This is a genomic window from Archangium violaceum (assembly GCF_016859125.1).
In the GTDB taxonomy this organism is placed as follows: Bacteria; Myxococcota; Myxococcia; order Myxococcales; family Myxococcaceae; genus Archangium; species Archangium violaceum_A.
In genome coordinates this window covers 2,556,854-2,582,026 of sequence record NZ_CP069338.1, presented here as the reverse complement: position 1 = coordinate 2,582,026, position 25,173 = coordinate 2,556,854, and the positions used below count along the sequence as shown (strand labels likewise).

Annotated in this window: 18 protein-coding genes and 5 pseudogenes; 6 read left to right on the top strand and 17 right to left on the bottom strand. The window is 67.2% G+C overall.

What is annotated here, in order from left to right; translation table 11 throughout:
* Positions 1–141: 141 nt before the first annotated feature.
* A complete protein-coding gene (tnpC, locus tag JQX13_RS11065) occupies positions 142–1,587 on the top strand; it encodes an IS66 family transposase (RefSeq protein ID WP_203408994.1) in 1,446 nt (481 codons plus the stop codon).
* Between the two features lie 35 nt (positions 1,588–1,622).
* Here tnpC and JQX13_RS11060 read toward each other — a convergent pair.
* Positions 1,623–2,793: pseudogene (locus JQX13_RS11060) on the bottom strand (IS3 family transposase).
* Positions 2,794–2,840: 47 nt separating this feature from the next.
* Here JQX13_RS11060 and JQX13_RS11055 point away from each other — a divergent pair.
* From JQX13_RS11055 to JQX13_RS11045, 3 genes and pseudogenes are all read left to right on the top strand, one after another.
* Positions 2,841–3,623 (top strand): annotated as a pseudogene (locus tag JQX13_RS11055) (tyrosine-type recombinase/integrase); the annotation flags it as partial.
* Between the two features lie 644 nt (positions 3,624–4,267).
* Complete coding sequence (locus JQX13_RS11050; protein WP_203408993.1) at positions 4,268–4,552, top strand: hypothetical protein; 285 nt, start codon at positions 4,268–4,270, stop codon at positions 4,550–4,552.
* Positions 4,546–5,562 carry a reverse transcriptase domain-containing protein gene (locus JQX13_RS11045; RefSeq protein ID WP_239014682.1) on the top strand — a complete coding sequence of 339 codons (1,017 nt, stop codon included), beginning with the start codon at positions 4,546–4,548 and terminating at the stop codon, positions 5,560–5,562. Before JQX13_RS11050 ends, JQX13_RS11045 begins: the two co-directional genes overlap by 7 nt.
* Positions 5,563–6,357: 795 nt before the next feature.
* Here the strand turns inward: JQX13_RS11045 and JQX13_RS11040 are convergent.
* The 4 genes and pseudogenes from JQX13_RS11040 to JQX13_RS56215 all read right to left on the bottom strand — a co-directional run.
* Positions 6,358–6,513 carry a hypothetical protein gene (locus JQX13_RS11040; RefSeq protein WP_203408991.1) on the bottom strand — a complete coding sequence of 52 codons (156 nt, stop codon included), beginning with the start codon at positions 6,511–6,513 and terminating at the stop codon, positions 6,358–6,360.
* Positions 6,510–6,782 (bottom strand): hypothetical protein, encoded by a 273-nt coding sequence (locus JQX13_RS11035; protein WP_203408990.1) that lies wholly within the window; start codon positions 6,780–6,782, stop codon positions 6,510–6,512. The genes JQX13_RS11040 and JQX13_RS11035 overlap by 4 nt, the downstream gene beginning before the upstream one ends.
* Positions 6,783–7,555: 773 nt before the next feature.
* On the bottom strand, positions 7,556–8,035 hold the full coding sequence (locus JQX13_RS11030; protein WP_203408989.1) for a DUF2019 domain-containing protein: 480 nt from the start codon (positions 8,033–8,035) through the stop codon (positions 7,556–7,558).
* Positions 8,029–8,352, bottom strand: a pseudogene (locus tag JQX13_RS56215) (AHH domain-containing protein); the annotation flags it as partial. The gene JQX13_RS11030 and the pseudogene JQX13_RS56215, both read right to left, overlap by 7 nt.
* A 590-nt stretch (positions 8,353–8,942) precedes the next feature.
* Between JQX13_RS56215 and JQX13_RS11020 the strand changes: the two are divergent.
* The gene (locus tag JQX13_RS11020) at positions 8,943–10,256 is read left to right on the top strand and encodes an ISAs1 family transposase (protein WP_203405779.1); all 1,314 of its coding nucleotides are present in this window, start codon (positions 8,943–8,945) and stop codon (positions 10,254–10,256) included.
* Between the two features lie 200 nt (positions 10,257–10,456).
* Here the strand turns inward: JQX13_RS11020 and JQX13_RS11015 are convergent.
* Both JQX13_RS11015 and JQX13_RS11010 read right to left on the bottom strand, forming a co-directional pair.
* Positions 10,457–11,161 (bottom strand): annotated as a pseudogene (locus tag JQX13_RS11015) (AHH domain-containing protein); the annotation flags it as partial.
* A gap of 156 nt (positions 11,162–11,317) precedes the next feature.
* Complete coding sequence (locus tag JQX13_RS11010) at positions 11,318–11,887, bottom strand: DUF2381 family protein (protein WP_203408986.1); 570 nt, start codon at positions 11,885–11,887, stop codon at positions 11,318–11,320.
* 195 nt (positions 11,888–12,082) lie between these two features.
* Here JQX13_RS11010 and JQX13_RS11005 point away from each other — a divergent pair, with 195 nt between their 5' ends.
* On the top strand, positions 12,083–13,396 hold the full coding sequence (locus JQX13_RS11005) for an ISAs1 family transposase (RefSeq protein WP_203408985.1): 1,314 nt from the start codon (positions 12,083–12,085) through the stop codon (positions 13,394–13,396).
* A gap of 376 nt (positions 13,397–13,772) precedes the next feature.
* Here the strand turns inward: JQX13_RS11005 and JQX13_RS55315 are convergent, their stop codons facing one another.
* The 10 genes and pseudogenes from JQX13_RS55315 to JQX13_RS10965 form a co-directional block, all read right to left on the bottom strand.
* Positions 13,773–13,904, bottom strand: coding sequence for a hypothetical protein (locus JQX13_RS55315; protein WP_275424885.1), 132 nt, complete (start codon positions 13,902–13,904; stop codon positions 13,773–13,775).
* Complete coding sequence (locus JQX13_RS53915; protein WP_239014681.1) at positions 13,892–14,041, bottom strand: hypothetical protein; 150 nt, start codon at positions 14,039–14,041, stop codon at positions 13,892–13,894. The genes JQX13_RS55315 and JQX13_RS53915 overlap by 13 nt, the downstream gene beginning before the upstream one ends.
* Positions 14,042–14,184: 143 nt before the next feature.
* Positions 14,185–14,271: pseudogene (locus JQX13_RS56210) on the bottom strand (hypothetical protein); the annotation flags it as partial.
* On the bottom strand, positions 14,259–15,209 hold the full coding sequence (locus JQX13_RS10995; protein WP_203408984.1) for an IS1380 family transposase: 951 nt from the start codon (positions 15,207–15,209) through the stop codon (positions 14,259–14,261). The gene JQX13_RS10995 and the pseudogene JQX13_RS56210, both read right to left, overlap by 13 nt.
* Before the next feature lie 121 nt (positions 15,210–15,330).
* A complete protein-coding gene (locus tag JQX13_RS56205; RefSeq protein ID WP_203408983.1) occupies positions 15,331–15,723 on the bottom strand; it encodes a DUF2381 family protein in 393 nt (130 codons plus the stop codon).
* Positions 15,724–15,806: 83 nt separating this feature from the next.
* Complete coding sequence (locus tag JQX13_RS10985) at positions 15,807–17,963, bottom strand: serine/threonine protein kinase (protein ID WP_203408982.1); 2,157 nt, start codon at positions 17,961–17,963, stop codon at positions 15,807–15,809.
* A gap of 182 nt (positions 17,964–18,145) precedes the next feature.
* Positions 18,146–18,565 (bottom strand): helix-turn-helix domain-containing protein, encoded by a 420-nt coding sequence (locus JQX13_RS10980; protein WP_203408981.1) that lies wholly within the window; start codon positions 18,563–18,565, stop codon positions 18,146–18,148.
* Complete coding sequence (locus tag JQX13_RS10975; protein WP_239014680.1) at positions 18,562–18,954, bottom strand: helix-turn-helix transcriptional regulator; 393 nt, start codon at positions 18,952–18,954, stop codon at positions 18,562–18,564. Before JQX13_RS10975 ends, JQX13_RS10980 begins: the two co-directional genes overlap by 4 nt.
* 82 nt (positions 18,955–19,036) lie before the next feature.
* Entirely contained in the window at positions 19,037–20,233 is a 1,197-nt protein-coding gene (locus tag JQX13_RS10970; protein ID WP_203408979.1) for a serine/threonine protein kinase, read from the bottom strand.
* A 37-nt stretch (positions 20,234–20,270) separates the two neighbouring features.
* Positions 20,271–20,870, bottom strand: coding sequence for a hypothetical protein (locus JQX13_RS10965; protein WP_203408978.1), 600 nt, complete (start codon positions 20,868–20,870; stop codon positions 20,271–20,273).
* Between the last annotated feature and the right edge of the window lie 4,303 nt (positions 20,871–25,173).

The window sequence follows — 25,173 nt, the reverse complement described above, 5'->3', positions numbered from 1 at the left end:
TGTACGCGTTCACGCGTCTGGATTGTTGAGGGACGAGGCAGCAGACGAGCAGGCGAGCAATCAGGGGTAGACAGGACGGGAGAAGTTGAGCAGTAGAGACCTATGGGAGAAGTAGACCCCAGGGATGCGCGAATCGCGTAATTGGAAGCGCGGCATGCCGAGGACCAGGCGACCATCGCCGAGTTGCGACGGGAGTTGGCCCAGGCACGAGCCACCATTGCCGAGTTGCGAGCCACCATTGCCGAGTTGCGAGAGAGACTGGGGCGCGATTCGAGCAATTCCGACAAGCCGCCGTCCACGGACAGGCCCGAGGGAAGACGAGGGCGAAACAAGAAGCCCCGGGGCACGGGGCGCAGGCCGGGAGGGCAGGTAGGGCACGAGGCGCACGGGCGACAGTTGCTGGCCGAGGACGAGGTGGATGAGGTGAGGCCTGTGGTGCCAGGGGCGTGTAGCAAGTGCGGAGGGCCGGTGGAGGTGAGACAGGAGGGGCCGCCAGCCAGCAGGCACCAGGTGTGGGAGGTGCCGGAGGTGAAGCCGCACGTCACCGAATGGCGGCTGGAGTATGGGTATTGCGCGGGGTGCCAGCATTGGACGCAGGGCGAGTTGCCCGAGGGAGTGCCCGCGGGCGCGTTCGGCCCCAGACTCATGGCCCTGGTGGCATATATGACTGGCCTGCTACGCCTGCCCAAGCGGCCGGTACAATGGCTGTTGCGAGATGTGCTGGGGGTGGAGGTGGCCTTGGGCAGCATCTCCAAGGTGGAGGCGCAGGTGAGCCAGGCGCTGGCCGAGCCGGTGGAACAGGCGCGCCAGTACATCCGGGAGCAGACAGTCCCGGTGCACCTGGATGACACAGGCTGGCATGAAGGCCCCCTGCGCAAGGCGCTGTGGGTGGCGGCAACGGCCCTGGTGGCTGTCTTTCTCATCGCCGAGGGCCGGAGCAAGAAGGTGGCCCAGTGGATATTGGGCGAGGGCTTCAAGGGCATAGCGGTAGCCGACAGAGCCAGGGCGCACGGGTGGTTGGGAGTGGAGCGCTGGCAGGTGTGCTGGAGTCACCTGCAACGCAATTTCCAGAGTTGGGTGGACAGAGGCGGGGAGGCGTGCGAGGTGGGCAAGCAATTGCTGGAATATACCGCCACGCTCTTCCACCTGTTGCGCCGGGTGCGCGATGGCCCCCTTGAGCGCGGCACCATGGTGCGGCGGATGGACGAAGTGCGCCAGCGGGTACGTGAGCTGTTGGAGCAGGCGCGAGCGTGCGCGGATGAGAAAGCCGCCCATGCGGCCAGCGAGCTGCTGAGGCAGTGGAAGGCGCTGTGGACATTCATGCACCGCGAGAGCGTGCCCGCCACCAACAATCATGCTGAGCGGCTGCTGCGCCATGCCGTCTGTATGCGCAAGGTGTCCTTCGGTACCAAGAGCGCCGAAGGCAGCCGCTTCATCGAGCGCATTCTCTCCACCGTGACCACACTGCGGTTGCAGAACCGTCCCGTTCTCCCCTTCCTCACTCAGGCTGTTGAGTCTTGGCTTCATGGCCACAGCGCGCCCTCTCTGCTGCCTTCTGCTCCCCCTCCCCTTCATGCTGCTGCTTGACGGGTGGGCTTGCCCCGGTTACGTGGACAGTAGGGTTAAGATGCCAACTTCTGCGGTAAGGCCGCAAGCTCAAAATCCACTGGACTGACGTAGCCCAGCGAGGAGTGCCGCCGCTGGCGGTTGTAGAAGACCTCGATGTATTCGAAGAGGGCCAGCCGGGCCTGCTCGTGCGTGGCGAAGGCGGTGGTGTAGACGAGCTCCTGCTTCAAGCTGCTGAAGAAGCTCTCCACCACGGCGTTGTCCCAGCAGTTGCCCTTGCGCGACATGCTGCATTGGATGCCCCGAGCAGCCAGTGCCTGCTGGTAGTCGGTGCTGGCGTACTGGCTGCCCCGGTCCGAGTGGTGCAACAACCCCTGCGGTGGCTGGCGTCCCTCGAGGGCCATGTCCAGGGCGTTGAGCACCAGGTGCCGGTCGATGTTCTCGCTCATGGACCAGCCCACCACCTTGCGAGAGAAGAGGTCCATGACGACGGCCAGGTAGAGCCAGCCCTGCCCCGTCCCCACGTAGGTAATGTCCGTGGCCCAGGTGCTATTGGGCTGGCCGGGGAGAAGTTGCGCTCGAGGATGTTGGGGGCAACGGGCTGGTTGTGGCGGGAGTCCGTCGTGCGCACGAAGCGCCGTCTCTTGCGAGCAGCGATGTCGTGCTCGTTCATGAGCCGGGCCACACGCTTTCGACTCACGCGCTGCCCCCGGGCACGCAGCTCCGCGTGGACGCGAGGACTGCCGTACGTGCCGCGGCTGTCGCGATGTATCCGCGTCACCTCCTCGGCCAGGGCCCGGTCCGCCTTGTCCCGCGCGGACTCCGGGCGCTCCTTCCAGGCGTAGTAGCCCGAGCGCGACACACCCAGCTGCTCGCACATGAAGTCCACAGGGAAGTGGGCCTTCTCCGCGTCGATGAACTCGAACTTCACCTCGAGGTCTCCTTCGCGAAGAAGGCCGCCGCTTTTTTTAGGAAGTCGCGCTCCATCTCCAGATGACGCACCTCCTTGCGCAGCCGCACCAACTCCTCCCGCTCGGCCGTGGAGAGTGCACCTGCCGACTCCTTGCCATCGCCTCCGTCGGCCTCGCGCACCCAGTTGCGCAGGGCTGACTCGGTCAGGTCCAAGTCCTTGGCCACCTGGGGCAGGCTCTTGCTGCCCTCGCGCACCAGTCGGACCGCCTCGGCCCTGAACTCCGGGGTGAAACTCCGCCTCTTCCTTCGCTCCATGAACACTACCTCCTGTGTAGCCGACTTATGAGGTGTGTCCACAAAACCGGGGCAGGCTCAGCAAGCGCAGCGGCGAGGAACCGAAGCCGCTGAGCCTCAAAACCATCAACAACGTGTTGACGGTGCTGAGCAAGCTGCTGGCGGTCGCGGAGGAACAGCGGGTAATGGAACAGGCCCCGCGCGTGCGGCTCTTCGCGAAGCTGCCGAAGCCGCCCTTTGATTTCCTCACCTTCGAGGAGGCCGAGCGCCTGAGGAACGCCGCCGATCCGGAATGGCGAGCGCTGCTGCTGGTGGCGCTCAAGGCGGGGCTGCGGCAAGGGGATCTGATCGGGCTCCAGTGGGGCGACGTGGACTTCCAGCGAGGCAAGCCGCACGTCCGCCGTACCATCTGGCGCGGCGTCTCGGGCTTGCCCAAGGGCGGACGCGAGCGGACGGTGGAACTGCCGGGCTCGGCGGTGGACGCGCTCAAGGGACACCGGCACCTGCGCGGCCCTTACGTATTCTGCCAGGAGGACGGTCGGCCGCTTACTGACGGGCTGCTCAAGCTGCCGCTGCGCCGGGCCCTCCAGCATGCGGGCATCACCCGCGAGCAGGGCCGCATCGGCTGGCACGACCTGCGGCACACCTACGGCAGCCACCTCGCCATGAGGGGGATACCGCTGACGGTCATCAAGGAGCTGATGGGGCACGCGACCATCGACATGACGGAGCGCTACGCCCACCTGAGCCCGGACACGCGCAGAGAGGCGGTCGGGGTTCTCGACCGGCCCTCCGCGCCCGCATGCGACATACGTGCAACACGGATGGAGGAAGCTGCTAACCACCCATAAGCACGGCGTAAAAAAGTGGAGGCGGCGGGAATCGAAGCCGCTAAGGCCGGATCCGCCCCCACTCGGGACTAGAGGCACACCCCCGTTTTCCCTCTGAAAATGGGGCGCCCATCTGTCCGGGCGAGTCCAGGCGCGTCCGTTCGTTTTGGTCCTTTTTTGGGTGCGCCGTGAAAGGTGCACGTCACCAGTGGGTGGAAGTCCCACCCGAGGAATTGTCGATGCACCTCGGAAGCCATCGGGCGGTGAAGAGGGGTGACCCTCTGAGCCGAAGCCCCGAAGAAGAAGGCCCCGAAAGGAGGTCGAGCGAGTGCGCAGGCCGCAACGCGAGTGAAGCCTGAGCAGGCCCCGAGAGGACTGCGTGGGTGCCGACCCGTCCCAAAAGCGGGGAAGGCCGAGGTACCAGGTGGCAGCAATCGACCAAGCCTGGTGACCCACCGGGGTAATGGGCGCGGCATGTGTGCAAAAGGTGGAGTGCGCAACACGGGAGACCTGTGCGTGTGGGGTGAAGACCGAACACGCCGAAAGGGCGTGGCACGCCCAGGAGTCGGAGGGGCTCGTAGTACCTGGGAAGCGGGTAACGACCGTGGAGGGAAGGGGCCCTGGTTCAGAGTGCTGCTCGAGGAATGGACGAGCGGGAGATTGGCGTGAGCCTGAAAACCCCTACGAAGCTTGAAGAGTTCCAAGAGAAGCTCTACGTGAAGGCCAAAGCGGAGCCGACGTTCCGGTTCTACCAACTGTACGACAAGCTCTATCGCTGGGATGTCCTGGTGGAGGCGCTGAAGCGAGCCAAGGCGAACCGAGGCGCAGCCGGAGTCGATGGGCAGACCTTCGAGCAGGTGGCGGAGTACGGAGAGGAACGGTGGCTCAAAGAGCTGCAACGCGAGTTGCAGGAGAAGCGGTACGGCCTCAGCCAGTGCGCAGGGTGCTGATTCCAAAGCCAGGAGGAGGAGAGAGGCCGCTGGGGATTCCGACCATCAAGGATAGAGTCACTCAGACGGCAGCCAAACTCATCCTGGAGCCTATCTTCGAAGCTGACCTGGATGATGCGGCGTACGGGTATCGCCCCGAGCGCATCGGCGTGCAGGCGGTGCGGAAGGTCCATCAGGAGCTGGGCAGAGGGAGGACCGAGGTCGTCGATGCGGAGCTCTCGAAGTACTTCGACACGATTCCCCACGCCGAGTTGATGAAGTGCGTGGCGAGGAGGGTGTCGGATAAGGCGGTGCTGCATCTGGTGAAGATGTGGCTGAAGGTGCCAATCGAAGAGAGAGACGAACTGGGGCGGCCGAGGTACAGCGGAGGCAAGAGGTCCAAGCAGGAGACGCCGCAGGGAGGTGTGATTTCGCCGCTGCTGGCGAACATCTACATCAACCGGCTGCTGAAGGCCTTTGCGAGGAGCGACCTGATGAAGCGGAGCGGAGCGGTGCTTGTCAACTACGCGGATGACTTCGTCGTGCTGAGTAGCAGAGGCGCGGCGCAGGCCCTGGCGCAGGTAAGGGGATGGTTGGAGGGGATGAAGCTGAAGTTGAATGAGGAGAAGACGAGCATTCGCGACGCGCGGAAGGAACACTTCCGGTTCCTGGGGTACGAGTTTGGTCCGATGGTGCATAAGAAGACCGGCAACCGGTACCTGGGGGCCCGGCCCTCGAAGAAGGCAATGAGCGCAGCCCGGAAGCGGCTCAGCCAGCTTCTCTGGCGCGGCAGAACCGAGCGCTGGGAGGAGATACGGGATGAGCTCAACCGGTTCCTCCACGGGTGGGCGGGCTACTTCGCCTATGGTACGCCCCGCCCCAGCTTTCGCGTGATGGACATCCACGTCGCGCAGAGGGTGAGGAATCTCCTGAGGAGGCGCCACAAGTTGCCGTCGTCAACGGCTCGTTTCACGTACGCCGAGGTGCACCGCGATCTCGGAGTGCTGGAATTGCAAAGCCTCTTACGCTGAATGCCCCACGTGAAATCTGTCCGAGAGCCGGATGCGGGAAATCCGCACGTCCGGTTCGATGAGAGGCGAGGAGGAAACGGGCTGCGGGTGAGACTCGGCGAGAGGGCGAGCGGAAGCGGACCCTCGCAGTTGGCGCCGACGAACCCGAGCAGCACCGCGCCTCCCGCCCCCCTCTACTCCCCTTGGACCCCTCGCCGCGCGATAGGTGGCGAGCCCTTTGCCCCTCGCTCGGGCTTCTGGCGCCGATGCCATGGCCTACTAATCCCCTGCCCCGGTGGGCCCCCCCGGCCCGAGCTTCGGCTGCCGTGCCTTGGTGGCCTCCACCGGCCCGAGGTGCCCGCCGTGGCTGGGGGCCTCCACTAAGCCCGAGGGGGGCCGCTGTGGAAGCCTCCCCACATCGACAACTCGGCCCCATCGCCGCGCTCGGTTACGGCTACTCCTCCACCTTTGCCTCGTCCCCATCATCATCAACGGTCGAATCGAGCGCGATTCCTGGCCGTTGCTGATTCAAAGCGAGAAGACGTTTCAGAGTTTCTTTATCACTAAGGCCACCGGGCCAGCCGTAAGCGGCAATAACAGCCGCATCAATCTCACGGTGGGCAGCATCCAGCCATACCGGGCGCGTGTTGTAGAGTTGCGGTTAGGATCTGACCTGTCAACGATGGCGTCGCGTTCCTCTATGGGCGTGGGGCTGCCTGAAGCGCGCCGGGAGTTACGAAGCCCCGCCGTCAGGGTCAAGAACGAACGCGCTCCTCCCGACGCGCAGCGCCTGCGCCGACTGACGGGAACGCACGCCTACCGGGCCGCCATCCCGTCGTACACGACCGCTCCCGCCACCACGTTCAGAAGGACCTTCGCCTTCAGCAGGTCCTGCGGCGGCGCGTTCACCGGATCCACCGGCAGCGCCACGAAGTCCGCGTCGTAGAGCAGCGCTCGCTGACATGCTCTCACAATTCATCGGTCCTTACCCATCGCAGGAACTCGAAATTGTGCTGAAGAATTGGCTTGAGCTTTGCCTCTAGCGCCGGAACATCCGCGTTCGCCTCGATGATCAGGGCTCTATCCCCTTCGATGCTTACATCTGCTATGCCCTCAAGGCCCGCAATGTCCTGCGCCACGGCATTTAAGTACATCTCAAATTTATCGGGTTCTGGAATGAAGCGGCATTGCGCGCTCAAGTCAGCCGCACTTATATTTCGGAAAGTGACGCGAAACTTCATTTAGTCCTCGTGTGCGAGTGACGGCGAACTATACCTTACATACTGGATAAACGGTCAACCGGATCTAGCACGGACCTAGAACACCGACCGGTTTGATGGAAACCTCAAGGATTCCAGCCAGTTACAATGAAATATGAAATATTGTCATTATTCTAAGTGGCTGTTTTCCTTGAGGAAAAGCCCGTCAAACCGTCCGGTGTTCCAGGGGGCTGGGTGGCCACACTTCGGCTGCACCACTCCCGCAGACCTCGTCCCGTCGCATGTGCTGCCGTGCCCTGGTGGCCTCCAGCGGCCCGAGGTGCCCGCCGTGGCTGCCGGGCTGCCCTGGTGGCCTCCACCGGGCCCGGGCTTCGCCTGCCGCGCCCTGGTGGCCTTCCAGCCCGAGGTGCCCGCCGTGGCTGCTGGGCTGCCCTGGGGGCATCCACCCGCCCGAGCTTTCGCCTGCCGTGCCCCGGTGGCCTCCACCGGCCCGAGGTGCCCGCTGTGGCTGCCGGGCCGCCCTGGTGGCCTCTACCCCGGGCCCGAGCACCGCCCGCCCGGCCCTGGTGCCTCCACCGGGCCCGAGGTGCCCGCCGTGGCTGCCCTGGCCTCCACCGGCCCGAGGTGCCCGCCGTGGTGGCTGCCGGGCCGCCTTGGGGGCCTCCACCCGCCCGAGCTTCGCCTACCGTGCCCCCCGGTAACCTTCACCGGCCCGAGGTGCCCGCCGTGGCTGCCCTGGTGGCCTCCACCGGCCCGAGCTTCGCCTGCCCGGCATTGGCGCGATCTTCTCAAGCTCAACCGCCGCGTTTGCCCCGCTTGCTCCCCCTCCGTTTGTCAGGCTCGGCGCGCTCCGTGCGTGGTCGGCTGCGCTTAGTCGGCGGTGCCGGGCGGGGTTCTTCTGAGGACCCTGCATCATCCTCGGCAGGGTCCAGAGCCCAAGTGCCCTCTTTCCATCGCTTCAAGGCTTCGGAAGCTCCGAACGGAACCAACCCTTGCCCTTTTGCTGCCTCTTCCAAAACTGCTTTAGCCTCTGCCGTCCGATGGCGGAGCAGGAACACGGCAGCCATTACCCGCACGTCCATGCGAGGATGTGAGAACAACACCGCGAGCGCATCGCGCCCGACATCTCCGTGAGAGCGGAGTTGCATGAAAGCGGCAAGCGCCTTTTTCGCATGTTTATTTCCGGTCCTTGCGTCCCCCTTGAAAATCTCCTCATTCTGGGCCTGTACGTGATGAGCAAACTCTTCGACGAGCTTTTCGAGACTCTTCACCATATCCCACTCTGAACGTTCTTGATTGCAAGAAAACCAAACGCCCGCTGCGCCTCGTAAGACTGACTGCTTAGCCACTTCCGAACGGTCAATGTGGACGAACCGGTAATATCATAGCGAATCGAAGAATAGAGGCGGCTCACCTCGGTGTGAAGAGTCTTGTCTAGTGCAATGATGTTCTCGGTGTTTTGCAGGGCGTTGCCCCCGAACCGCTTCACGTTGCCTTTAGTCTGCTCCACGATGTGATGCCATTCCTTTCCGGAGCCCGCCTTTCCCATAGCCGACTTGAAGCCACCAAACGACCCCCACGCCCTGTGTCCGTTCAGCAGGAGCTTACCCCGACTCGGGGCAGGACTCCCAGCGGCAACGCCCCGGGCAGCCATGGCCACGGCATGAGGCGCCAACACCACGCGGATCGTCCCCTCTGGCACAGAGACAATAAGGCGCTCGGCTCCGGTTGCCGTCTCCAGCAGGCCCAACCCGGTACGAGTCGCGACTCTCTCCGACGCTTGCGTAAATCCGGGGAGCTTTGGGGCCTTGGAAGCGAGAGCCGCCGTTTCCCCTATCGCCGCTGTTGCCACCACCACGAGAATACGCACACTGTTAGGACCAATGACACGCCCGAAACGCTCGCCAATCTCGCGCAACTCCGCGAAGGTAGAGGCCCGGGGCGCATCCTCGTAAAGCTGCGCATAGGCCCGCAGCAGGTCGAAGAATTCATAACCGAGATAGCCCCACAAGGCAGGCTTGATTCAAAGTCCCACGGGAGAGGTCATCCCACCCGGGCCTACGGCTGAAGTATAGTCCCGCCTACAGGCGCCCACCGGAGGCGAGCAGCCGCGGGCAGCTCGCGAGGGGGAGCGCCAGCACAGAGCCGGAGACGGGCCGGACAGGTCCGGGGAGAAGAAGGATGAGTGGGAAGAAAAACCGGGGCGGGAGGACTGGCGGGCCATCCACACCCCAAGCGGGAAACGGGAAGGGGAAGAAGGACGAGCAGGAAACCCCCTCCCGCGTGCAGAGGATGATGGCGAGCCTGGGGCTGACATTCAAGGAGGTAAAGGACCCCCGGGCCCGCCGGGGACAGAGGCATCCGCTGGCGGCGATGTTGATGCTGCTGGTGCAGGCGCTGGCGGTGGGGCGGCGGGTGTTGAGGCATGCCGAGGCGCTGGGGGAGGACATGCTGCGCGAAGGCACGGCGCCCGAGGGGCTGAAGCGGCCGGTGTCCGACACGACGTTGGATAGGCTGCTGGGGAAGTTGGAGCCAGAGGGGTTGGAGCAGGAGGTGCACCAGATGGTGCACCGAGGCCTGGAAGTGGGGCTGATACGCCATGAGCTCTTCGCCCGGGGCGTCGTCAGCATTGACGGGAAGGCAGGGGAGAGCACGCCGGGGCAGCCGCCGTGCGAGCCGAGCCACACGACGAAGGATGAGCAGGGGCGGGAGTACTGGTACCCGTACGCGCTGCGCGCCAGTCTCACCAGCAGCGCGGCCCAGCCGGTGCTCGACCAGAAGTTGCTGGAAGGCAAGCAGGGAGAGGCGACGGCGTTCCCGGAGTTGTTCAAACGGGTGGTGGAGAAGTTCGGGCGGCATTTCGAGTACGTGACAGTGGACGCGGGAATGACGAGCGCGGCCAATGCGCGGGTGGTGAGGGAGGCGGGCAAGCACTACCTGATGGCGCTCAAGGAGAACTTCCACCGGCTACATGACAAGGCGTGGGTGGCGCTGGCGGTGGCGCCAGTGAAGGTGCGCACGCGCGAGCGGACGAGCGGGGAGTGGGTGGAGAGGGAGTTGAGGGTGGTGGACAAGCCGCCAGAGGAGGACTTTCCCGGCGCCCAGCAATGGGTATGGGTGAGGCAGACGCGAACCAGAGACGGCGAGCTGCCGAAGGTGGAGACGCGGCTGTTCCTCACCTCCATTCCCACAGGGCAACTGTCCCCGGAGCGGATGCTGACGTTGGTACGCCGGCACTGGGGGATTGAGAACGGGCCCAACTGGACAGCGGACGTGGTGCTGGAGGAGGACAGCGCCTCGCCCAGCCTGCGAGGCAATGCACCCCTGGTACTCAGCTGGCTGCGTTTGCTGGCCTACAACCTGCTGGCCCTGGTGCGCACGCACCTGCCGACTCGCGACAAACGGCCCCAAAGCTTCGCACGCACCATGGAGGTGCTCTACCAGGGCCTGTTGGGTCTGGCCGTGCTGCCCGAGAGTCTGGCCACACTTGCCTGAGCGCCCGCCAGCTGCTCCCGCTCCGGCCTTCCCGCGCCTCTTCTCCCCTGGCTGTTCGGCCTGTGTACCTTCACTCCTGTCCTTCCACGGCGCCCCTCTTTCAGGCGCCGTCCGGAGGGATGCTCCCTCTTTGCCTGTGAATGTCTGGACTTGCTCTCCGCCTCTTCAAAACCTCTCCTACGGACTTTGGATCAATCCTGGCCCCACAAGGCGGCGCTAAACACCAGGGCCGCGCCCTTTGTTATTGGCTCGGGCACAGGCGCCAACAGCAGCGCCATATAAACCGTGATGCTAATGCTAATCATCGCGAGCATCCGCGTTGGGTCGAGCATGGCCCGCACTTCCGCGTTTAGGCCCTCCAACGCAGGGCCCACCGCCAGGGCAAGCGCAAGGCTGCGCTTGTCGTCATCCTGGAAACCGGGCCCATCTTCAAACAGCGTCAGACAGTCTCCCGGGGTGCCGCACCGCTCGCAATGGCGCCCATACGAGCGGGCCAGGTCTGATTGCCACGCTTCGCCACTCAAGGGCGCGGAAGCCAACGCCAGCCTACGGCCCACATACAACGGGGGCCGAGACACGGCCACCCGAAGCGGCATGTTGAGCCAAAGCGTTGTCATGGCCGCCGAAAACTCTGCATCGCTCACCTGCACAGGCGCGAAGTCCGTGGGCAGCTTGGCAAAGAAAGCCTCCCCGTCGCTCCCGTCCTCGGCTTCCGCTTCCAGCGCCCACGATTCGGGCGAGTCGTGCGGCACGGGTGGACGGTAACGGGAAGCCGTCAACCCTCCACCCATAGGGGCCCCCGTGGCGCACGCTGTAACCAGCATCAGCGCCGCCAGCGCCAGCGCACCCGCGCGCAGGGGCCGCCGTGTGTCCACGGGGCGAGTATCGACAGAATGTCTAGACATTGCCGCACCTCTTCGGGCGAGTTGCCCGAGCTGGAAGCCCAAACCCGTCGATTACAGATAGCGGCTGACAGCTAGGTCAAGCCGCCGGGTCTGGTGAGGTGCTGAAAACCCATCGGGTAGGTTGGCTTTCCCTCGGGGCCTGATGGGGCGGCGCTACTACTCGCGCGCCGCGCCTTGCTTCCCAGTTTGCTCCCCAGCCGGGAACGTGACGTCCCCGAGGGTAACGGTGCGAGGCCCTTGCGCTTCCCACAGCTTGAGGGTGCAGGGGCAGGCGAGTTGCCCCGGCTCCCTCTCCGCGCCCACCACGACAAAGCCCAGGGCGCCGGGGGCAATGGCCGACTCTTGCCACGCAGAAAGCTCCACCTCCGCGCCCGTCGCCTCCTTCAACACGGCCCCCGCCACTGTCCAGGGCTCGGCGCCAGGGTTTTCGAGCTGAAGCCTTACCGCCATGCTTCCCGGGTGGGTTTCGCCTTTGGACTGGCTGTAGCTTTTGGCTTCCCGTGCCGCTAGTGCATTTTCGGGGTACTGCTTCAAGCCCCGGGAAATGTCCTTGGACGCAACCTTCCCCTTACGCTCCAGCCATGCGGCGCCCATGAGTCCGCCGGGCTCCTTGCGCTCGGCCAGAAGCCGCGCTTTGTCCTCCTGACACTGGCGCGCTTCGGCCTGTGCTTCGTCCTTCTCTTTCTTGAGCACGTCCGCCGGGCGCGGTTGGCGGAACACCTCCACGCGCCGTGCCCCCCTCGCCGCATGGCCCAGGCTTGATTCAAAGTCCCACGGGAGAGGTCATCCCACCCGGGCCTACGGCTGAAGTATAGTCCCGCCTACAGGCGCCCACCGGAGGCGAGCAGCCGCGGGCAGATCGCGAGGGGGAGCGCCAGCACAGAGCCGGAGACGGGCCGGACAGGTCCGGGGAGAAGAAGGATGAGTGGGAAGAAAAACCGGGGCGGGAGGACTGGCGGGCCCTCCACCCCCCAAGCGGGAAACGGGAAGGGGAAGAAGGACGAGCAGGAAACCCCCTCCCGCGTGCAGAGGATGATGGCGAGCCTGGGGCTGACATTCAAGGAGGTAAAGGACCCCCGGGCCCGCCGGGGACAGAGGCATCCGCTGGCGGCGATGTTGATGCTGCTGGTGCAGGCGATGGCGGTGGGGCGGCGGGTGTTGAGGCATGCCGAGGCGCTGGGGGAGGACATGCTGCGCGAAGGCACGGCGCCCGAGGGGCTGAAGCGGCCGGTGTCCGACACGACGTTGGATAGGCTGCTGGGGAAGTTGGAGCCAGAGGGGTTGGAGCAGGAGGTGCACCAGATGGTGCACCGAGGCCTGGAAGTGGGGCTGATACGCCATGAGCTCTTCGCCCGGGGCGTCGTCAGCATTGACGGGAAGGCGGGGGAGAGCACGCCGGGGCAGCCGCCGTGCGAGCCGAGCCACACGACGAAGGATGAGCAGGGGCGGGAGTACTGGTACCCGTACGCGCTGCGCGCCAGTCTCACCAGCAGCGCGGCCCAGCCGGTGCTCGACCAGAAGTTGCTGGAAGGCAAGCAGGGAGAGGCGACGGCGTTCCCGGAGTTGTTCAAACGGGTGGTGGAGAAGTTCGGGCGGCATTTCGAGTACGTGACAGTGGACGCGGGAATGACGAGCGCGGCCAATGCGCGGGTGGTGAGGGAGGCGGGCAAGCACTACCTGATGGCGCTCAAGGAGAACTTCCACCGGCTACATGACAAGGCGTGGGTGGCGCTGGCGGTGGCGCCAGTGAAGGTGCGCACGCGCGAGCGGACGAGCGGGGAGTGGGTGGAGAGGGAGTTGAGGGTGGTGGACAAGCCGCCAGAGGAGGACTTTCCCGGCGCCCAGCAATGGGTATGGGTGAGGCAGACGCGAACCAGAGACGGCGAGCTGCCGAAGGTGGAGACGCGGCTGTTCCTCACCTCCATTCCCACAGGGCAACTGTCCCCGGAGCGGATGCTGACGTTGGTACGCCGGCACTGGGGGATTGAGAACGGGCCCAACTGGACAGCGGACGTGGTGCTGGAGGAGGACAGCGCCTCGCCCAGCCTGCGAGGCAATGCACCCCTGGTGCTCAGCTGGCTGCGTTTGCTGGCCTACAACCTGCTGGCCCTGGTGCGCACGCACCTGCCGACTCGCGACAAACGGCCCCAAAGCTTCGCACGCACCATGGAGGTGCTCTACCAGGGCCTGTTGGGTCTGGCCGTGCTGCCCGAGAGTCTGGCCACACTTGCCTGAGCGCCCGCCAGCTGCTCCCGCTCCGGCCTTCCCGCGCCTCTTCTCCCCTGGCTGTTCGGCCTGTGTACCTTCACTCCTGTCCTTCCACGGCGCCCCTCTTTCAGGCGCCGTCCGGAGGGATGCTCCCTCTTTGCCTGTGAATGTCTGGACTTGCTCTCCGCCTCTTCAAAACCTCTCCTACGGACTTTGGATCAACCCACCATATTCGCGACGACTGGCTCAAGACATGCATGAAGGCTGAGGTCGAGCGCGTTGGGTTGAGTTATCGGGCACAAGGCAGAGGAAGCCCGCCCCGGGGCAGCGGGTAGCAAGCAGGAGGAGATGGAGAGGGGAGTGGGGAGAGTGCGACACGTGAGCTGCAATTGACTCCAGGCAGCTACGTGATGTGCGCTGTGCTCAGCGAGCCCAGCTTCGTCCACAGCTTCTGCCAGAGGCTGGCCGACTCCCGGCCAATGACCAGCACCACTCTTCTGGCGTGTAACAGCACCCGCGCGGCTACTTTGAGCACCCGCTCGCGCACACGGAGCAGCCCCAGCCCTCGCCCGTGGCCTGCTCCATCAGCACGCGCGCGGCGTGCACCAGGTTGTAGGCCAGGGCATTGAGCAACAGGCGTACCTCGTTGTTGGCGAAGGCGTCGATGGACACCGCGCGCTGGACGGGCGGCTGCCCCGGTACTTGGACTTGGGCCGTCTGGCCGAGGAGAGCGCCGGGGCCAGCACGTCCATGAGCTCTCCGAAGTGGCCCTCCGCCGTGCCGCGTTGGCGGTAGTGCTCCAGCAGCGCCTGTGCCGGCATCTGCTCCTTGCTCCAGCTCGTCACCAGCCAGAAGGCGTGCGGGAAGAGCTCGTCCTTCCTCTCCAGCACTACCAACACCACGCGCCGCGCACGGCTCCAGCCCTGCGCCTGGTACTCCCATTCGTACAGGTGGGTGCCCGGCTCCCCTGCGGCACTCCCGAATTCATGAAGCGCGGCAGCGCCGCCTCCCGCTGCAACACGCTGGTGTTGCGCACGCGCGCCACGTAGGGCGTGCCTCGCTCCTCCAGCTTCGCCAGCAGCTTCTCCTCGGGAAAGCCCGCGTCGAAGCGCACCGCCGCCACCTCACACACCTCCTTCTCCACTCGCCCCAGCAACTCGTCGATGAATTCCAGCGCTCCATTGGCGCTGTGCACGTTTCCCTCGCGCAACCTCACGTCCAGCAGGTCTCCCGTCTCGGCCAGACTGGCGACAATCGGGTGGTACATGCGTACTCCGTAGTGCCCGTTGTACGCGCTGCCCTCCTGGTGCCCATGCACCTCCACCGGCAACCCGTCCACGTCCACCGTCACCTGCTTGAGCTTCTGGCCCTTGGGCTGCTGCGCCCTCAGCCTCCGCCCCGTCTGCCACACCAGCGCCTCGTGCAGCACCTTCCGGTTTTCCTCTCGCGCCAACATGGCCGTCAGCCGCGACAAGGTGGGCTGTGAGGCCAACCCCTCCGCTCCCCCCTCTTTCCCCCTCAGCGGCACGCTGCTCTTGCTGTCCGACACCGCCAACCTCAACGCCGCGTCCCTCCTGAGCGCGTCCGCGTCGTCGTGGTCTCTCCACCCTTGCCCCAACAGCAGAAGGTCCGTGCGCACCAACTCCCTCAGCGAGTGGGTTATCCGCTTCTCGTCTCGCGTGTCCGTCAACATCTCCCCCAGCCAGCGCGTCAGCCCCAACCGCTCGTCCACCTCCCTCAGCAGCACCGCACCTGCCTCCGACGTCAACCGCTCCGCCCTCGCCTCCAGCTTCACGGAGCCGTTGAACTCCAGCCCGAAGTCGTTGAGGATTTCACCCATGACGCGCCTCCTGCCTTGTGGTGGTGGATGTCTGAACAACACCCCTCTACCACTCGGGAGGTCAGGCGCGTCACCCTCCTTTTCCGGTCATCCTCCTGCACCTCTCGTGAATAAGGCGGGATCAATCCTGCGCCGCATGGCCCACCAGCCAGAAGGTTGCGTTTTCCGGAGCCGCGCCATCCGCGAAGCGCACCGTTACCTTTACCCTCTCCCCTGGCAGATAATCACCCCTGGGAATGACGTGAAGAGTCAGACTCTCTTTGCCTTGGGCCCAATCCGCAAGGCGGCCCTCTGGCTGAAATTCCACCGCCCCGGCTGCAAGGCGGGAGTCAAAGACAAATGCGGTCGGCTCGTCCGGTCTGACACACACCTCGGACGCCTGCCCCGTGGAGTCTGCCGACACGTCAATGCGGGGCGTAGCCGCGCAGCGGGGGACGGGGGGCGGCTCGGCGGCCTGTGCGGCGCCAGAAAGGAGGGCGAGCGCCAGGAGGGCGCCAGGGGACGGGGGCAGCACGGAAATTCAACCTCCAGAATGCAGGCGGGCCCGCGTGAGAAACCGGCGGGCCCGTGTTGACTGCAACGGTGCGGCGGCACTGTCTAGAACCGATAGCCTTTTGGGTAGACGTCAAGAACAGTGAAAGTCTTCACGTTGCCCGGTCTGCTTTCGGGCGCGGGGCAATCCCCCAGCCCTTCGGGACAGTCCGGGCCACTCGGCATGGCTGCCGGGGTATCTCGGCCAATGACCAGACAAACGGGGTAGGTGTCTCCGCCTGGAATCTGCGCCTGGGTGAAGGTGCTATAAATGCGGCCTTCTCCAAGCTGCCACGTCCCCGAAAGCAAGGTGCCCTCGGGCAGACCGGTAACGTCGTCAGTCACAACCCTAACGGGCCCCTCGGGCAGAGGGACCGTATCTCCTGCATAACCCCTTTCCCCTTGCAGCACGACGGTTCCGCTACCAATGCCTAATCTTTTGTGTGTCGCCTGCCAATCGGCGGGGCATTCGACGGGCGCGGGCGTGGGGCGCACCTGGGCCGTGCCTCCGGTGCATCCCTCAATCAGCGCACATGTAGCACTCACAGCGGCGGCCTTCTTCAAGGCGGGGAGCCTGCCCGCGCGTTGCGTCTGGTGCTTGGGTGCGTCATCCGGCTTTTTCGTCGTGTCAGGTTTGCGAGGCATGGCGTTAGGAAGAGGCGCGGGGGGTTGGGCCCTCACGGGCGCCGCGCCCGCGTTAGCTTCGGCTGGGTTGTGCGGCTGCGCCACTTCGCGGACGGGTGCGGCCCCTTCCGTCTGCCCACCCACGGCGGACGCACTAGGTGGGGGCGCCGTCTTCCCTGCCAGCGCAACGGGCGGAGCCTCCGAGCGCCACGCGCCCACGGAGCCCACCACGAGCGCCACCAGGGCGAGCACCGCCACCAGGACCAGAGGGGGCCGCTTGAGCAAGTCCAGCAGTAGGCGCCCCGTGGGGAAGGGCCCCGCGCCTAACACCCAACGGCGCACGCCCGAGGCCCCCCGGCGGGCGGGCGGTGCCCGAGCTTCGGCCCGCCCCTGCACCGGGGGCGCGGCTGCGCCAGCCACCAGCCCTGCGGGCTCCCCCCGGGGCGGTGCGGCGCCTGCGTCCTCCTGTACCTCCCCCGGGGCTACGTCCACGGCGGGCACGTCGGGCGAGGCCCGCGCTTGCCCTTCCAGGAAACCCACGGGCGGCGGCAGCTTGCCCGGCGCGGGCGGCTGGAGTGCATCACCCTCCCTCCAAAGCCCCCGCCGGGGCTTCTCTCCTATCCACTGGGCTACCTCCTTCTCTTGCTCATTCTTCGGCTTGTCCGCGTTCGGCCCCCCCACTGTTGTCACACGGTGGGGGGACTCCGGATCAATCAACGGCACATCCCAGCCAGCATCCCCCTCATGTGCAGACAACAGCGCCTCAACGGCGCCACATATCTCGTCGTGGTTTTGAAAGCGTGACTGTGGATCCTTCTCCAGCATGCGCAGACACAAACGGCTGACCGATTCGGGCAGTCGCGGATTGACGACGCAAGGATGCGGCGGGGAGTCCAGGCGGATGCGAGCATTAAGCCCCGGCTCCCTTCGGTTGCCAAACGGCAGCACGTCCGTAAGCAGCCAGTACAGAGTCACCCCAAGCGCCCACAGCTCGTCCGAGAGGCTATATGTATAAGAATCCTCTTCCGTCATGCTCGCGAGAAAGCGCATGGCCTCGGGGCTCCGGTACTCTGGCGTTCCCGGCGGCAACCTTCCCGCTTCTGTCACGGTGGGCATGCCAGCCACGGAGCTGAAGCCAAAATCTATCAATATCGGCTCGCCATCATGTGAGCGAATGATGATGTTGGATTCCTTGATGTCCCGATGCAGCACCCCGAGCCGGAAGACTTCCCGAAGCGCCCGGGCGATCTTCAAGAAGATTGTGAGCGCCCGCCGGGTGGATGGGTTGTGGCGCAGCACGTAGAAATCGAGCGTCAACCCTGAGACAAACTCCATGATGATGCAGGGATAACCCGTCTCGGCATCCGGCCACTTGTCATAGCCAACAAAGCGCACCACGTTATCGAGTGGAAGATTGACAAGGGCTGTGACCTCGCGCCGCGTCCAGCCGTCCACGTCCAGGGTAGCCAGGACCTTGACGGCGTAATTACGCCCGCCGCGCTCGGCCTTGTAGACGTGGCCGCCGCCGCCCTGGCCAAGTTGCTCGATGACTTCATAAGCGCCAATCTTGGCGCCTTTCTGGGGAAGGTGGATGACCAAGCCGGGAGCCTCCGAAGGTTCACCACTCTAGCAGAACCCGGCGGGTGTGGTTGGTGCAGTCGCGCGGATGCCCGCCCGGTTGGAAGCTGGAGCCGGGGCGGTGGGCACCCCCTTCCCGAATGCGGCCACGCAGGGCACGGTCGCCCCCTACCCACGCTCCAACCCCATCGCTAAAGCGGCGCCTAGTCCTCGGGCTCGGACTCCTTCTCGGAGTCCTTCAAGAACTCCACCCGCACGGAAGGCGAGTCCAGCAGCTTCGCCATACGGGCCAGGAAGCGGACCTTTTCGTCAGGCCATGCCCGCAGGATGCGCGTCAGCTTGCGAAGCTCGGGGCTCAGTGGCACCTCGGGCGCGGGCTCATTCATCGTCCGCGCTACTTCTTTCGGACTGATGCCCAGCAGCACGTCCGACGAAATGCCGAGCGCCAGGGTTATCTTTCGCAGTGTGGGGACGGCGGGCAACATCAACCCGCGTTCAATCTTTCCATAGACGACAGACGAAATCCCAGCCGCACGCGCAACCTCGGCTTGATTCATCTTCAGCCGTTCTCGGGCCTCTCGGGCGAGTGGTCCGATGGTGGTCATCAACTCCTCGGGGGTCATGTGCTCTGTTCCTGTAGGCATTCGTCCCTTGCGTCTGGCGGGGCCGCGTTTGACTTGGCGAAGGTGCTAGCAACGTGTCCAATGGCATTGAGCTGGGTAGGCGTCAGCCGCCGCAAGTGGCGGAGCACTTGCCGAACCCGGGGGGCCTCTTCCTCTTTCTCCTGCTTCGGCTCGTCCACCAGTACCGGCAGCGAGCCGGAGCCAATCCCTAGCAGCGCGTTGGCGTCCGCCCGGAGGACAAAGCACAGCTTTAGCAGGGTGGGCACGCTCGGAAGCATTCCGCCGCGCTCCAGGCGGCCATAAACCTCCGTAGCAAGCCCAACCCGCTCGGCCACGTCCGCCTGCGTCAGCCTTGCCTGCTTGCGGGCATTCCGCGCGACTTCTCCCATGTGCTTCGCAAGCCTTGGCGGAGCTTTGGGGCCTTCGGTCGGCTGTCGAGTGTCTGCGACAGCGGCGGGGGGCTTGGTATGTCTACCCATTGTCCAGGAACTCTTCCGGGTTGGGGAGCACGCCTCTTTCGACTGTCTGCGCCGCCAGCAGCTTGCGCTCGGCCGCCTCGTTTAAAATCGCTTTCCGCTCCGCCGCCACTTCGGGCCGTCCGAAGCTGGAGGCCCCGGACGCGCGAAGATAGAAACGCAAGTCATCGCGCATCTCGGCGGCAGTGCTGTAGCGGTTCTCCGGGTTGGGCTGTAGTGCCTTGCCCAAGATTTTCCGCAAAGGCTCGGGGACCAAATCCGCTTCGCGCTCTATCTCCTCGGGCCCGAAGCTGAGGACGCGATTAAACAAAACCTCAAGCTCCACCCATGTCGGCCGCTCGGCGCGCAGGCCCTGGGGAAAGCGCGTCGCCGGACGGCTCGGCACCAGTCCGAGCGGGTCAAGCGGATATTTCGCCGTCAGCATCTCCAGCAGTACCAACCCGAGGGAGAAAATGTCCGCCCTGCCGTCAAGCTCCCTCGGGGTGAGTGGGTCCGTCTTGCTTTCGAGGGCTGCCCACATGGAGCGCAGCAGTTCCGGGGCGATGTAGGCCGGATCTCCTCTCAGCAGATCGCGCGGGGTGACCATGCGTCCGGCCAGCTCGGAATAAGCCGCTCCGAGGTTGCACAGCTTGACGCGGCCATCCGCCCCAAGCCGGATGCGCAGGGGCCCCACGGCCCGGTGTACGAGCCGGAGCGGCGCCCCGGTTTCATTCTCGGCGTTGTGCGCGTATTCGAGCGCGTCCGCCACCTCGGCGGCAACGTAGACGGCGAAGGCAGGGGAAAGCCTCTTCTCCACGAGCGCCGCCGCATGTGTGACGGTGAGAAGGAAACAGCCCTTCATGTGCTCCATGACGACATAGGGAATCCCCTTGTTGACGATGAAGTCATGGACGCGGGCAATCTTGGGGTGACGCAGCAGCGACGCAAGGCGAACCTCTTCCCGTGCGCTGGCGCGTGCGTCGCGCCCGGGAACCATGTTCACCTTCTTGAGTTCGACCATGTGACGCGGCCCGCCCGAGAGGAGCCGACGCCATGCGATGAAAAGCGAGTCATAGTAGGGATGGAGTACAAGCGGCTCCGTCACCTCGTAACGGTATTCGCCCGCCTCGAAGGTGAAACGGTAGTCTTCCGATTTGACGGCGTAGCGGCGGGGACTGTCGCGCCGGGGCGTTTCTCTTGGTGTTGAGGGCATGGGAAACTCCTGTCTTTGGAAAGTCTGCGGGTGCGGACTACGGGCTGCGCTCGCCAGCGGGACGAAAGACGACGTGTACCCAGCCGCCGTTTCCATCGGGCGAGTAGAAGCCCCCCACCTCGAATTCGCCCGCGCGCAGGACGCCGTTTCTCACCTCCACCGGGCCCACGCACTGCGCGGGGGTGCCGGTGAGGGCGGCGGAGAGGAAACCATCAGGGCCCATGACCCGCAGGTGTTGGTAGCGCAGCAGGCGAGCGTCCAGGGCGGAGCGCATGACGGGAGCGCCGCCCGCGATGACTTCCCGCAGCAGCACATCCGCAACGAGCCTCGGGCCGGAGGTGCGGGAGGTGGACGGGTACAGGCCGAAGGAGACCCGCAGCCGGGTGGCCTCCTCGGGCGTCAACTCCGGGCCGGTGGGAAGCGTGTCCGCCGGGAGTCCGGCCTCCAGCAGCAGCGCGCCGAAGTCGTCCAACTCCGCGAGCGCGTCCCGCATGGCGCGGAACACCTCGGGGCGTTGGCCACTGGCGCACGCGACGGGACACAGCAGCAGCACGGCCAGCAAGGCGGACAGGAGCGGATGGGGCCGGGCGCGGGCAACACGAGCCCCTATCCGGCACGCATGTGGGGCGTTCGGCATGGACACCTTGGGGTGAGGACAGCGGGAGAGCGTCTAAACCTTCTGTTTACCAGGACGGATGAACCCCAGGTAACATGCGGGGCCAGTGGAGGGGAAGCCCCACCCGACTGCGGGGGTTAGCACGGCAACCCGACTTGAGCGGGAGGGGCGAGGTGCGCCCACGCTGGAGCCCTCCGCCGCGCCCCAGCCTCGGCTGCCGCCCTCTGGCCCCCTGCCCCCAGAGGGGTCCGCCGTGCTTCTGGTGCCCTCCACCGTGCCCAAGGCTCGGCTGCCTGCCCTGGTGGCGCTGCCGCGCCGCTGGTGGGCTCCACGCGCCCGAGGCTCAGCTTGCCGCGCCCCGGTGCCTCCACCGCGCCCGAGGTTCGGCTGCCGATAGCCCGGGGCCGCTCCGTCCGACGCTGCGCCCTGGGGGCAGGGGCGCAGACCTGGCGCCCCGGTTGCGCGGCAATCCGGGCCTCTGGAGTGTGCCGCTATTCGGCGCGGCTCCTGAGTGCTCGAGTACGGCGCCAGGGCGCGACGGTGGCCACGCGCAGCGGCAGATACAGCGCGGCGCGAACCTCGGCGCAGCGGCAGACACAGCGCGGCGCGAACCTCGGGCGCGGTGGCGGGCACCAGCAGCGCGGCAGCCGAAGCTCGGGCGCGGTGGCGGGCACCAGCAGCGCGGCAGCCGAAGCTCGGGCGCGGTGGCGGGCACCAGCGGCGCAGCAGCGGACACGGCGCGAACCTCGGGCGCGGCGCGACCCCAGGCGAAGCAGCGCCCCAGCGGCGCGGCAGACACGGCGCGGCGCGCACCTCGGGCGTGGTGGGACGCCAGCAGCGCCCCCAGCGCAGCGCAACGGCAGCCGGGCGCGGCGCGAGCCTTGGGCGCAGCGGAGGGCGCAAGCGGCGCGGCAGCCGAAGCTCAGGCCCGGTGGCCGACACCAGGGCCCGGTGGAGCGCACCAGCGGCGCGGCAGCCGAAGCTCGGGCGCGGCGGAACCCACCAGGGCAGCAGCCGAGACTCGGGCGCGGTGGAGGCCACCAGGGCGCGGCAGCCGAGCCTCGGGCCGGTGAAAGCCCTAACCAGGGCGCGGCAGCCGAAGCTCGGGCGCAGTGGAGGGGGCCACCAGGGCGGCGGCACCGGGGCGCGGCGCGAACCTCGGGACCGGTGGAGGGCGCCAGCAGCGCGGCAGCCGAGCCTCGGGCCAGCGGCGGGCATCAGCGGCGCGGTGGAAGGCGCCAGGGCGCGGCACTCGGGCCGATGGTGCGCACCAGTACGCGGCGCGAACCTCGGGCCAGTACGCGGCGCAAGCCTCGGGCCGGTGGAGCGCACCAGGGGCGCGACGGACGCGGCAGCCGGAGTTCGGGCCGGTGGACGCCACCAAGGCGCGACAGTGGCACCAGGGTGCGGCGCGAACCTCGGGCGCGGTGGACGCAACCAGGGCGCGGCAGCGGCGCCACAGCGCGGCAGCCGAAGCTCGGGCGCGGCGAAGGGCGCCAGCGGCGCAAATCTCGGGCGCGGTGGAGCGCCAGCAGCGCGGCAGCCGAACCTCGGGCCGGTGGAGCGCGGCAGCGGCGCAGCGGCAGACGCGGCGCGCTCGGGCACGGCGAAGGGCGCCAGCGACGCGGCGAGGGCACCGGGGGCGGCGCGAAGCTCGGGCGCGGCAGCCGACACGGCGCGATCCTCGGCCGGTGGAGCGCACCAGCGCAGCGGCAGCCGCGCCTCGGGCCAACGGTGGGCATCACGGCGCAGCGGCAGCCAGGGCGCGGCGCTCGGGCGGTGGAGGGCGCCAGCGGCGCGAACCTCGGGCGCGGTGGAGGCAACCAGGGGACCGCCGAAGCTCGGGCCGATGGAGCAACGCCAGGGCGCGGCAGCGGCGCGGCAGCCTAAGCTCGGGCGCGGTGGAGGGCGCCAGCACACCGGCAGCCGAAGCTCGGGCGCCGTGGGAACCAGCCACCAGGGCGCGGCGCGCTTCGGTCGCGATGGAGGCCACCGAGGCGCGGCGCGAACCTCGGGCTCGTGGAAAGCGCCAGCGGCGCGGCAGCGGCACCAGGGCGCGGCGCGATCCTCGGGCGCCGTGGGTGGAGGGTACCAGCGTAACGGCAGCCGAAGCTCGGGTCAGTGGAGGGAACCAGGGCGCCAGGGCACGGCGCGATCCTCAGGCGCGGTAGATCCACCCGCAGCGGCGGCAGCCGAACCTCGGGCCCATGGAGAGCGCCAGCGGCGCGGCAGCAGACACGGCGCGAACCTCGGGCGCGGTGCTGCCCACCGGGGCGCGGCGCGAACCTCGGGCACGGTGGAAGACGCCAGCGGCGCGGCAGCCGGGCCTCGGGCCAGCGGCGGGCATCACGGCGCAGCGGCAGCCAGGGCGCGGCGCTCGGGCTGGTGGAGCGCACCAGAGCGCGGCAGCGGCACCAGGGCTGCAAGGGCGCGAACCTCGGGCGCGGTGGAGGCCACCAGGGCGCGGCAGCCGAACCTCGGGCCGGTGGAGCGCACCAGGGCGCGGCGTTCCACCAGCGACGCGGCAGCCGAACCTCGGGCGCAGTGGAGGCCACCAGGGCACGGCAGCCGAAGCTTAGGCGCGGTGCGCGGTGGAGGGGGCGCCAGCGGCGCGGCAGCGGCACCAGGGCAGCAGCCGAGCCTCGGGCCGGTGGAGCCCACCAGCGCACCAGCAGCCGTAGCTCGGGCACGGTGGAGGGCGCCAGCAGCGCGGCAGCCGAAGCTCGGGCGCGGCAACAGACACGGCGCGAACTTCGGACGTGATGGAAGCCACCCGGGAGGCGGCAAGCGCAGCGGCAAGCCCGGCGCGAGCCTCGGACCCGTGGAAGGCGCAAGCAGCGCGGCAGACGGGCCTCGGGCCAACGGTGGGCATCAGCGGCGCGGTGTTGGGCGCCAGGGCGCGGCGCTGGCCACTAGGGCGCGGCAGCCGAAGCTCGGGCTCGTGGATGGACTCAGGACGCCAGAGCACGGCAGCCCAAGCTCGGGCACAGCGCGAACCTCGGGCCAGTGGATGGCGCCAGAGGGCACCGCGGCCGATTCTTAGGGCCCGTGGATTGCGCCCCGGGATGGCTCCAGCTCAGGCGTAGCGGAGGCTCCACAACGCGGCGCAAACCTCGGGCACAGCAGTAGCCACGGCGCGAACCTCGGGCGCGGTAGAGCCACCAAGGCGCGGCGCGAACCTGGAGCCCATGGATGGTGCCAGAGCACCGGCGGCTGAAGCGCGGACGCGGCGGACAGGGCGCGGCGCGAACCTTGGGCCGGTGGAGGCCACCAGCGGCGCGGCAGCCGAAGCTCGGGCGCCGTGGAGGGTGCGACCAGGGCAACAGGCGAAGCTCGGGCCCGTGGAGGCCACCAGGGAGCGAACCTCAGGCCGGTGGAACGCATCAGCGGCGCAGCGTGGCGTGAACCTCGGGCGCGGTGGCAGACAGGCAGCGGCACCAGGGCGCGAACCTCGGGCGCGGGTGGAGGGCACCAGGTACGCCGACCAAACCTCGGGGACAGCGCCAGGACGCGGCGCCATTCCCGCGCCAGTAGAGCGCCAGACACGGCGCGAACCTCGGGCCGGTGGAGCGCATCAGCGGCGCGGTGGACCACGCCAGGGCAGCACAGCAGCCGAAGCTCGGGCGCGGCGGGAACGCCACCAGCGGCGGCAGTGGCACCTCGGCGCGGCGGCCGTAGCTCGGGCCCGTGGAGCGCACCATAGCGCGGTGGAGCGCACCATAGCGCGGTGGAGCGCACCAGGGCGCGGTGGAGACCACCAGGACAGGCAGCCGAGCCTCGGGCCCGTGGAGGCCACCAGGGCGGGGTGGAGGCCACCAGGGCACGGCAGCCGAAGCTCGGGCGCGGTGGCGGCCACCAGCGGCGCGAAGCTCGGGCGCGGTGGCGGCACCAGGGCAGCCGAGCCTCGGGCCGGTGGAACGCATTAGCGGCGCGGCGCGGCGCGATCCTTGGGCGCGGTGGCAGACAGGCAGCGGCACCAGGGCGCGAAGCTCGGATCAGGGGAGCCCACAAGGGCGCGAAAGCAGACACGGCGCCAACCTCGGGCCCGGGGAGGGCATCAGCAGCGCGGCAGCCGAAGCTCGGGCGCCGGACCAGGGGCGCGAGCGGCATCAGGGCACGGCAGCCGAGCCCCGGGCCCGTGGAGCGCGTCAGCGGCGCGGTAGATGGTTACCAGGGCAGCAGCCGAGCCTCGGGCCGGTTATGCCCTACGAATCGCCTGACCCCATCTCTGCCCCCTCAGGCACTTAGCAACCAAACAAGGGTAGTGACCCTATATGAATTCCCTTTCACAAGGGCCCATCTTGGAGAAGCAGCATGGGGTGCC

What these genes read in the sequence shown, in the direction of transcription:
- JQX13_RS11005 (WP_203408985.1), top strand. Translation starts at nt 12,083, where the DNA reads ATGAGTGGGAAGAAAAACCGGGGCGGGAGGACTGGCGGGCCCTCCACC.
- JQX13_RS11030 (WP_203408989.1), bottom strand. Translation starts at nt 8,035, where the DNA reads ATGGTGAAGAGTCTCGAAAAGCTCGTCGAAGAGTTTGCTCATCACGTA.
- JQX13_RS10980 (WP_203408981.1), bottom strand. Translation starts at nt 18,565, where the DNA reads ATGACCCCCGAGGAGTTGATGACCACCATCGGACCACTCGCCCGAGAG.
- JQX13_RS10995 (WP_203408984.1), bottom strand. Translation starts at nt 15,209, where the DNA reads ATGGGTGAAATCCTCAACGACTTCGGGCTGGAGTTCAACGGCTCCGTG.
- JQX13_RS10970 (WP_203408979.1), bottom strand. Translation starts at nt 20,233, where the DNA reads ATGCCCTCAACACCAAGAGAAACGCCCCGGCGCGACAGTCCCCGCCGC.
- JQX13_RS11020 (WP_203405779.1), top strand. Translation starts at nt 8,943, where the DNA reads ATGAGTGGGAAGAAAAACCGGGGCGGGAGGACTGGCGGGCCATCCACA.
- JQX13_RS11035 (WP_203408990.1), bottom strand. Translation starts at nt 6,782, where the DNA reads ATGAAGTTTCGCGTCACTTTCCGAAATATAAGTGCGGCTGACTTGAGC.
- JQX13_RS10965 (WP_203408978.1), bottom strand. Translation starts at nt 20,870, where the DNA reads ATGCCGAACGCCCCACATGCGTGCCGGATAGGGGCTCGTGTTGCCCGC.
- JQX13_RS10975 (WP_239014680.1), bottom strand. Translation starts at nt 18,954, where the DNA reads ATGGGAGAAGTCGCGCGGAATGCCCGCAAGCAGGCAAGGCTGACGCAG.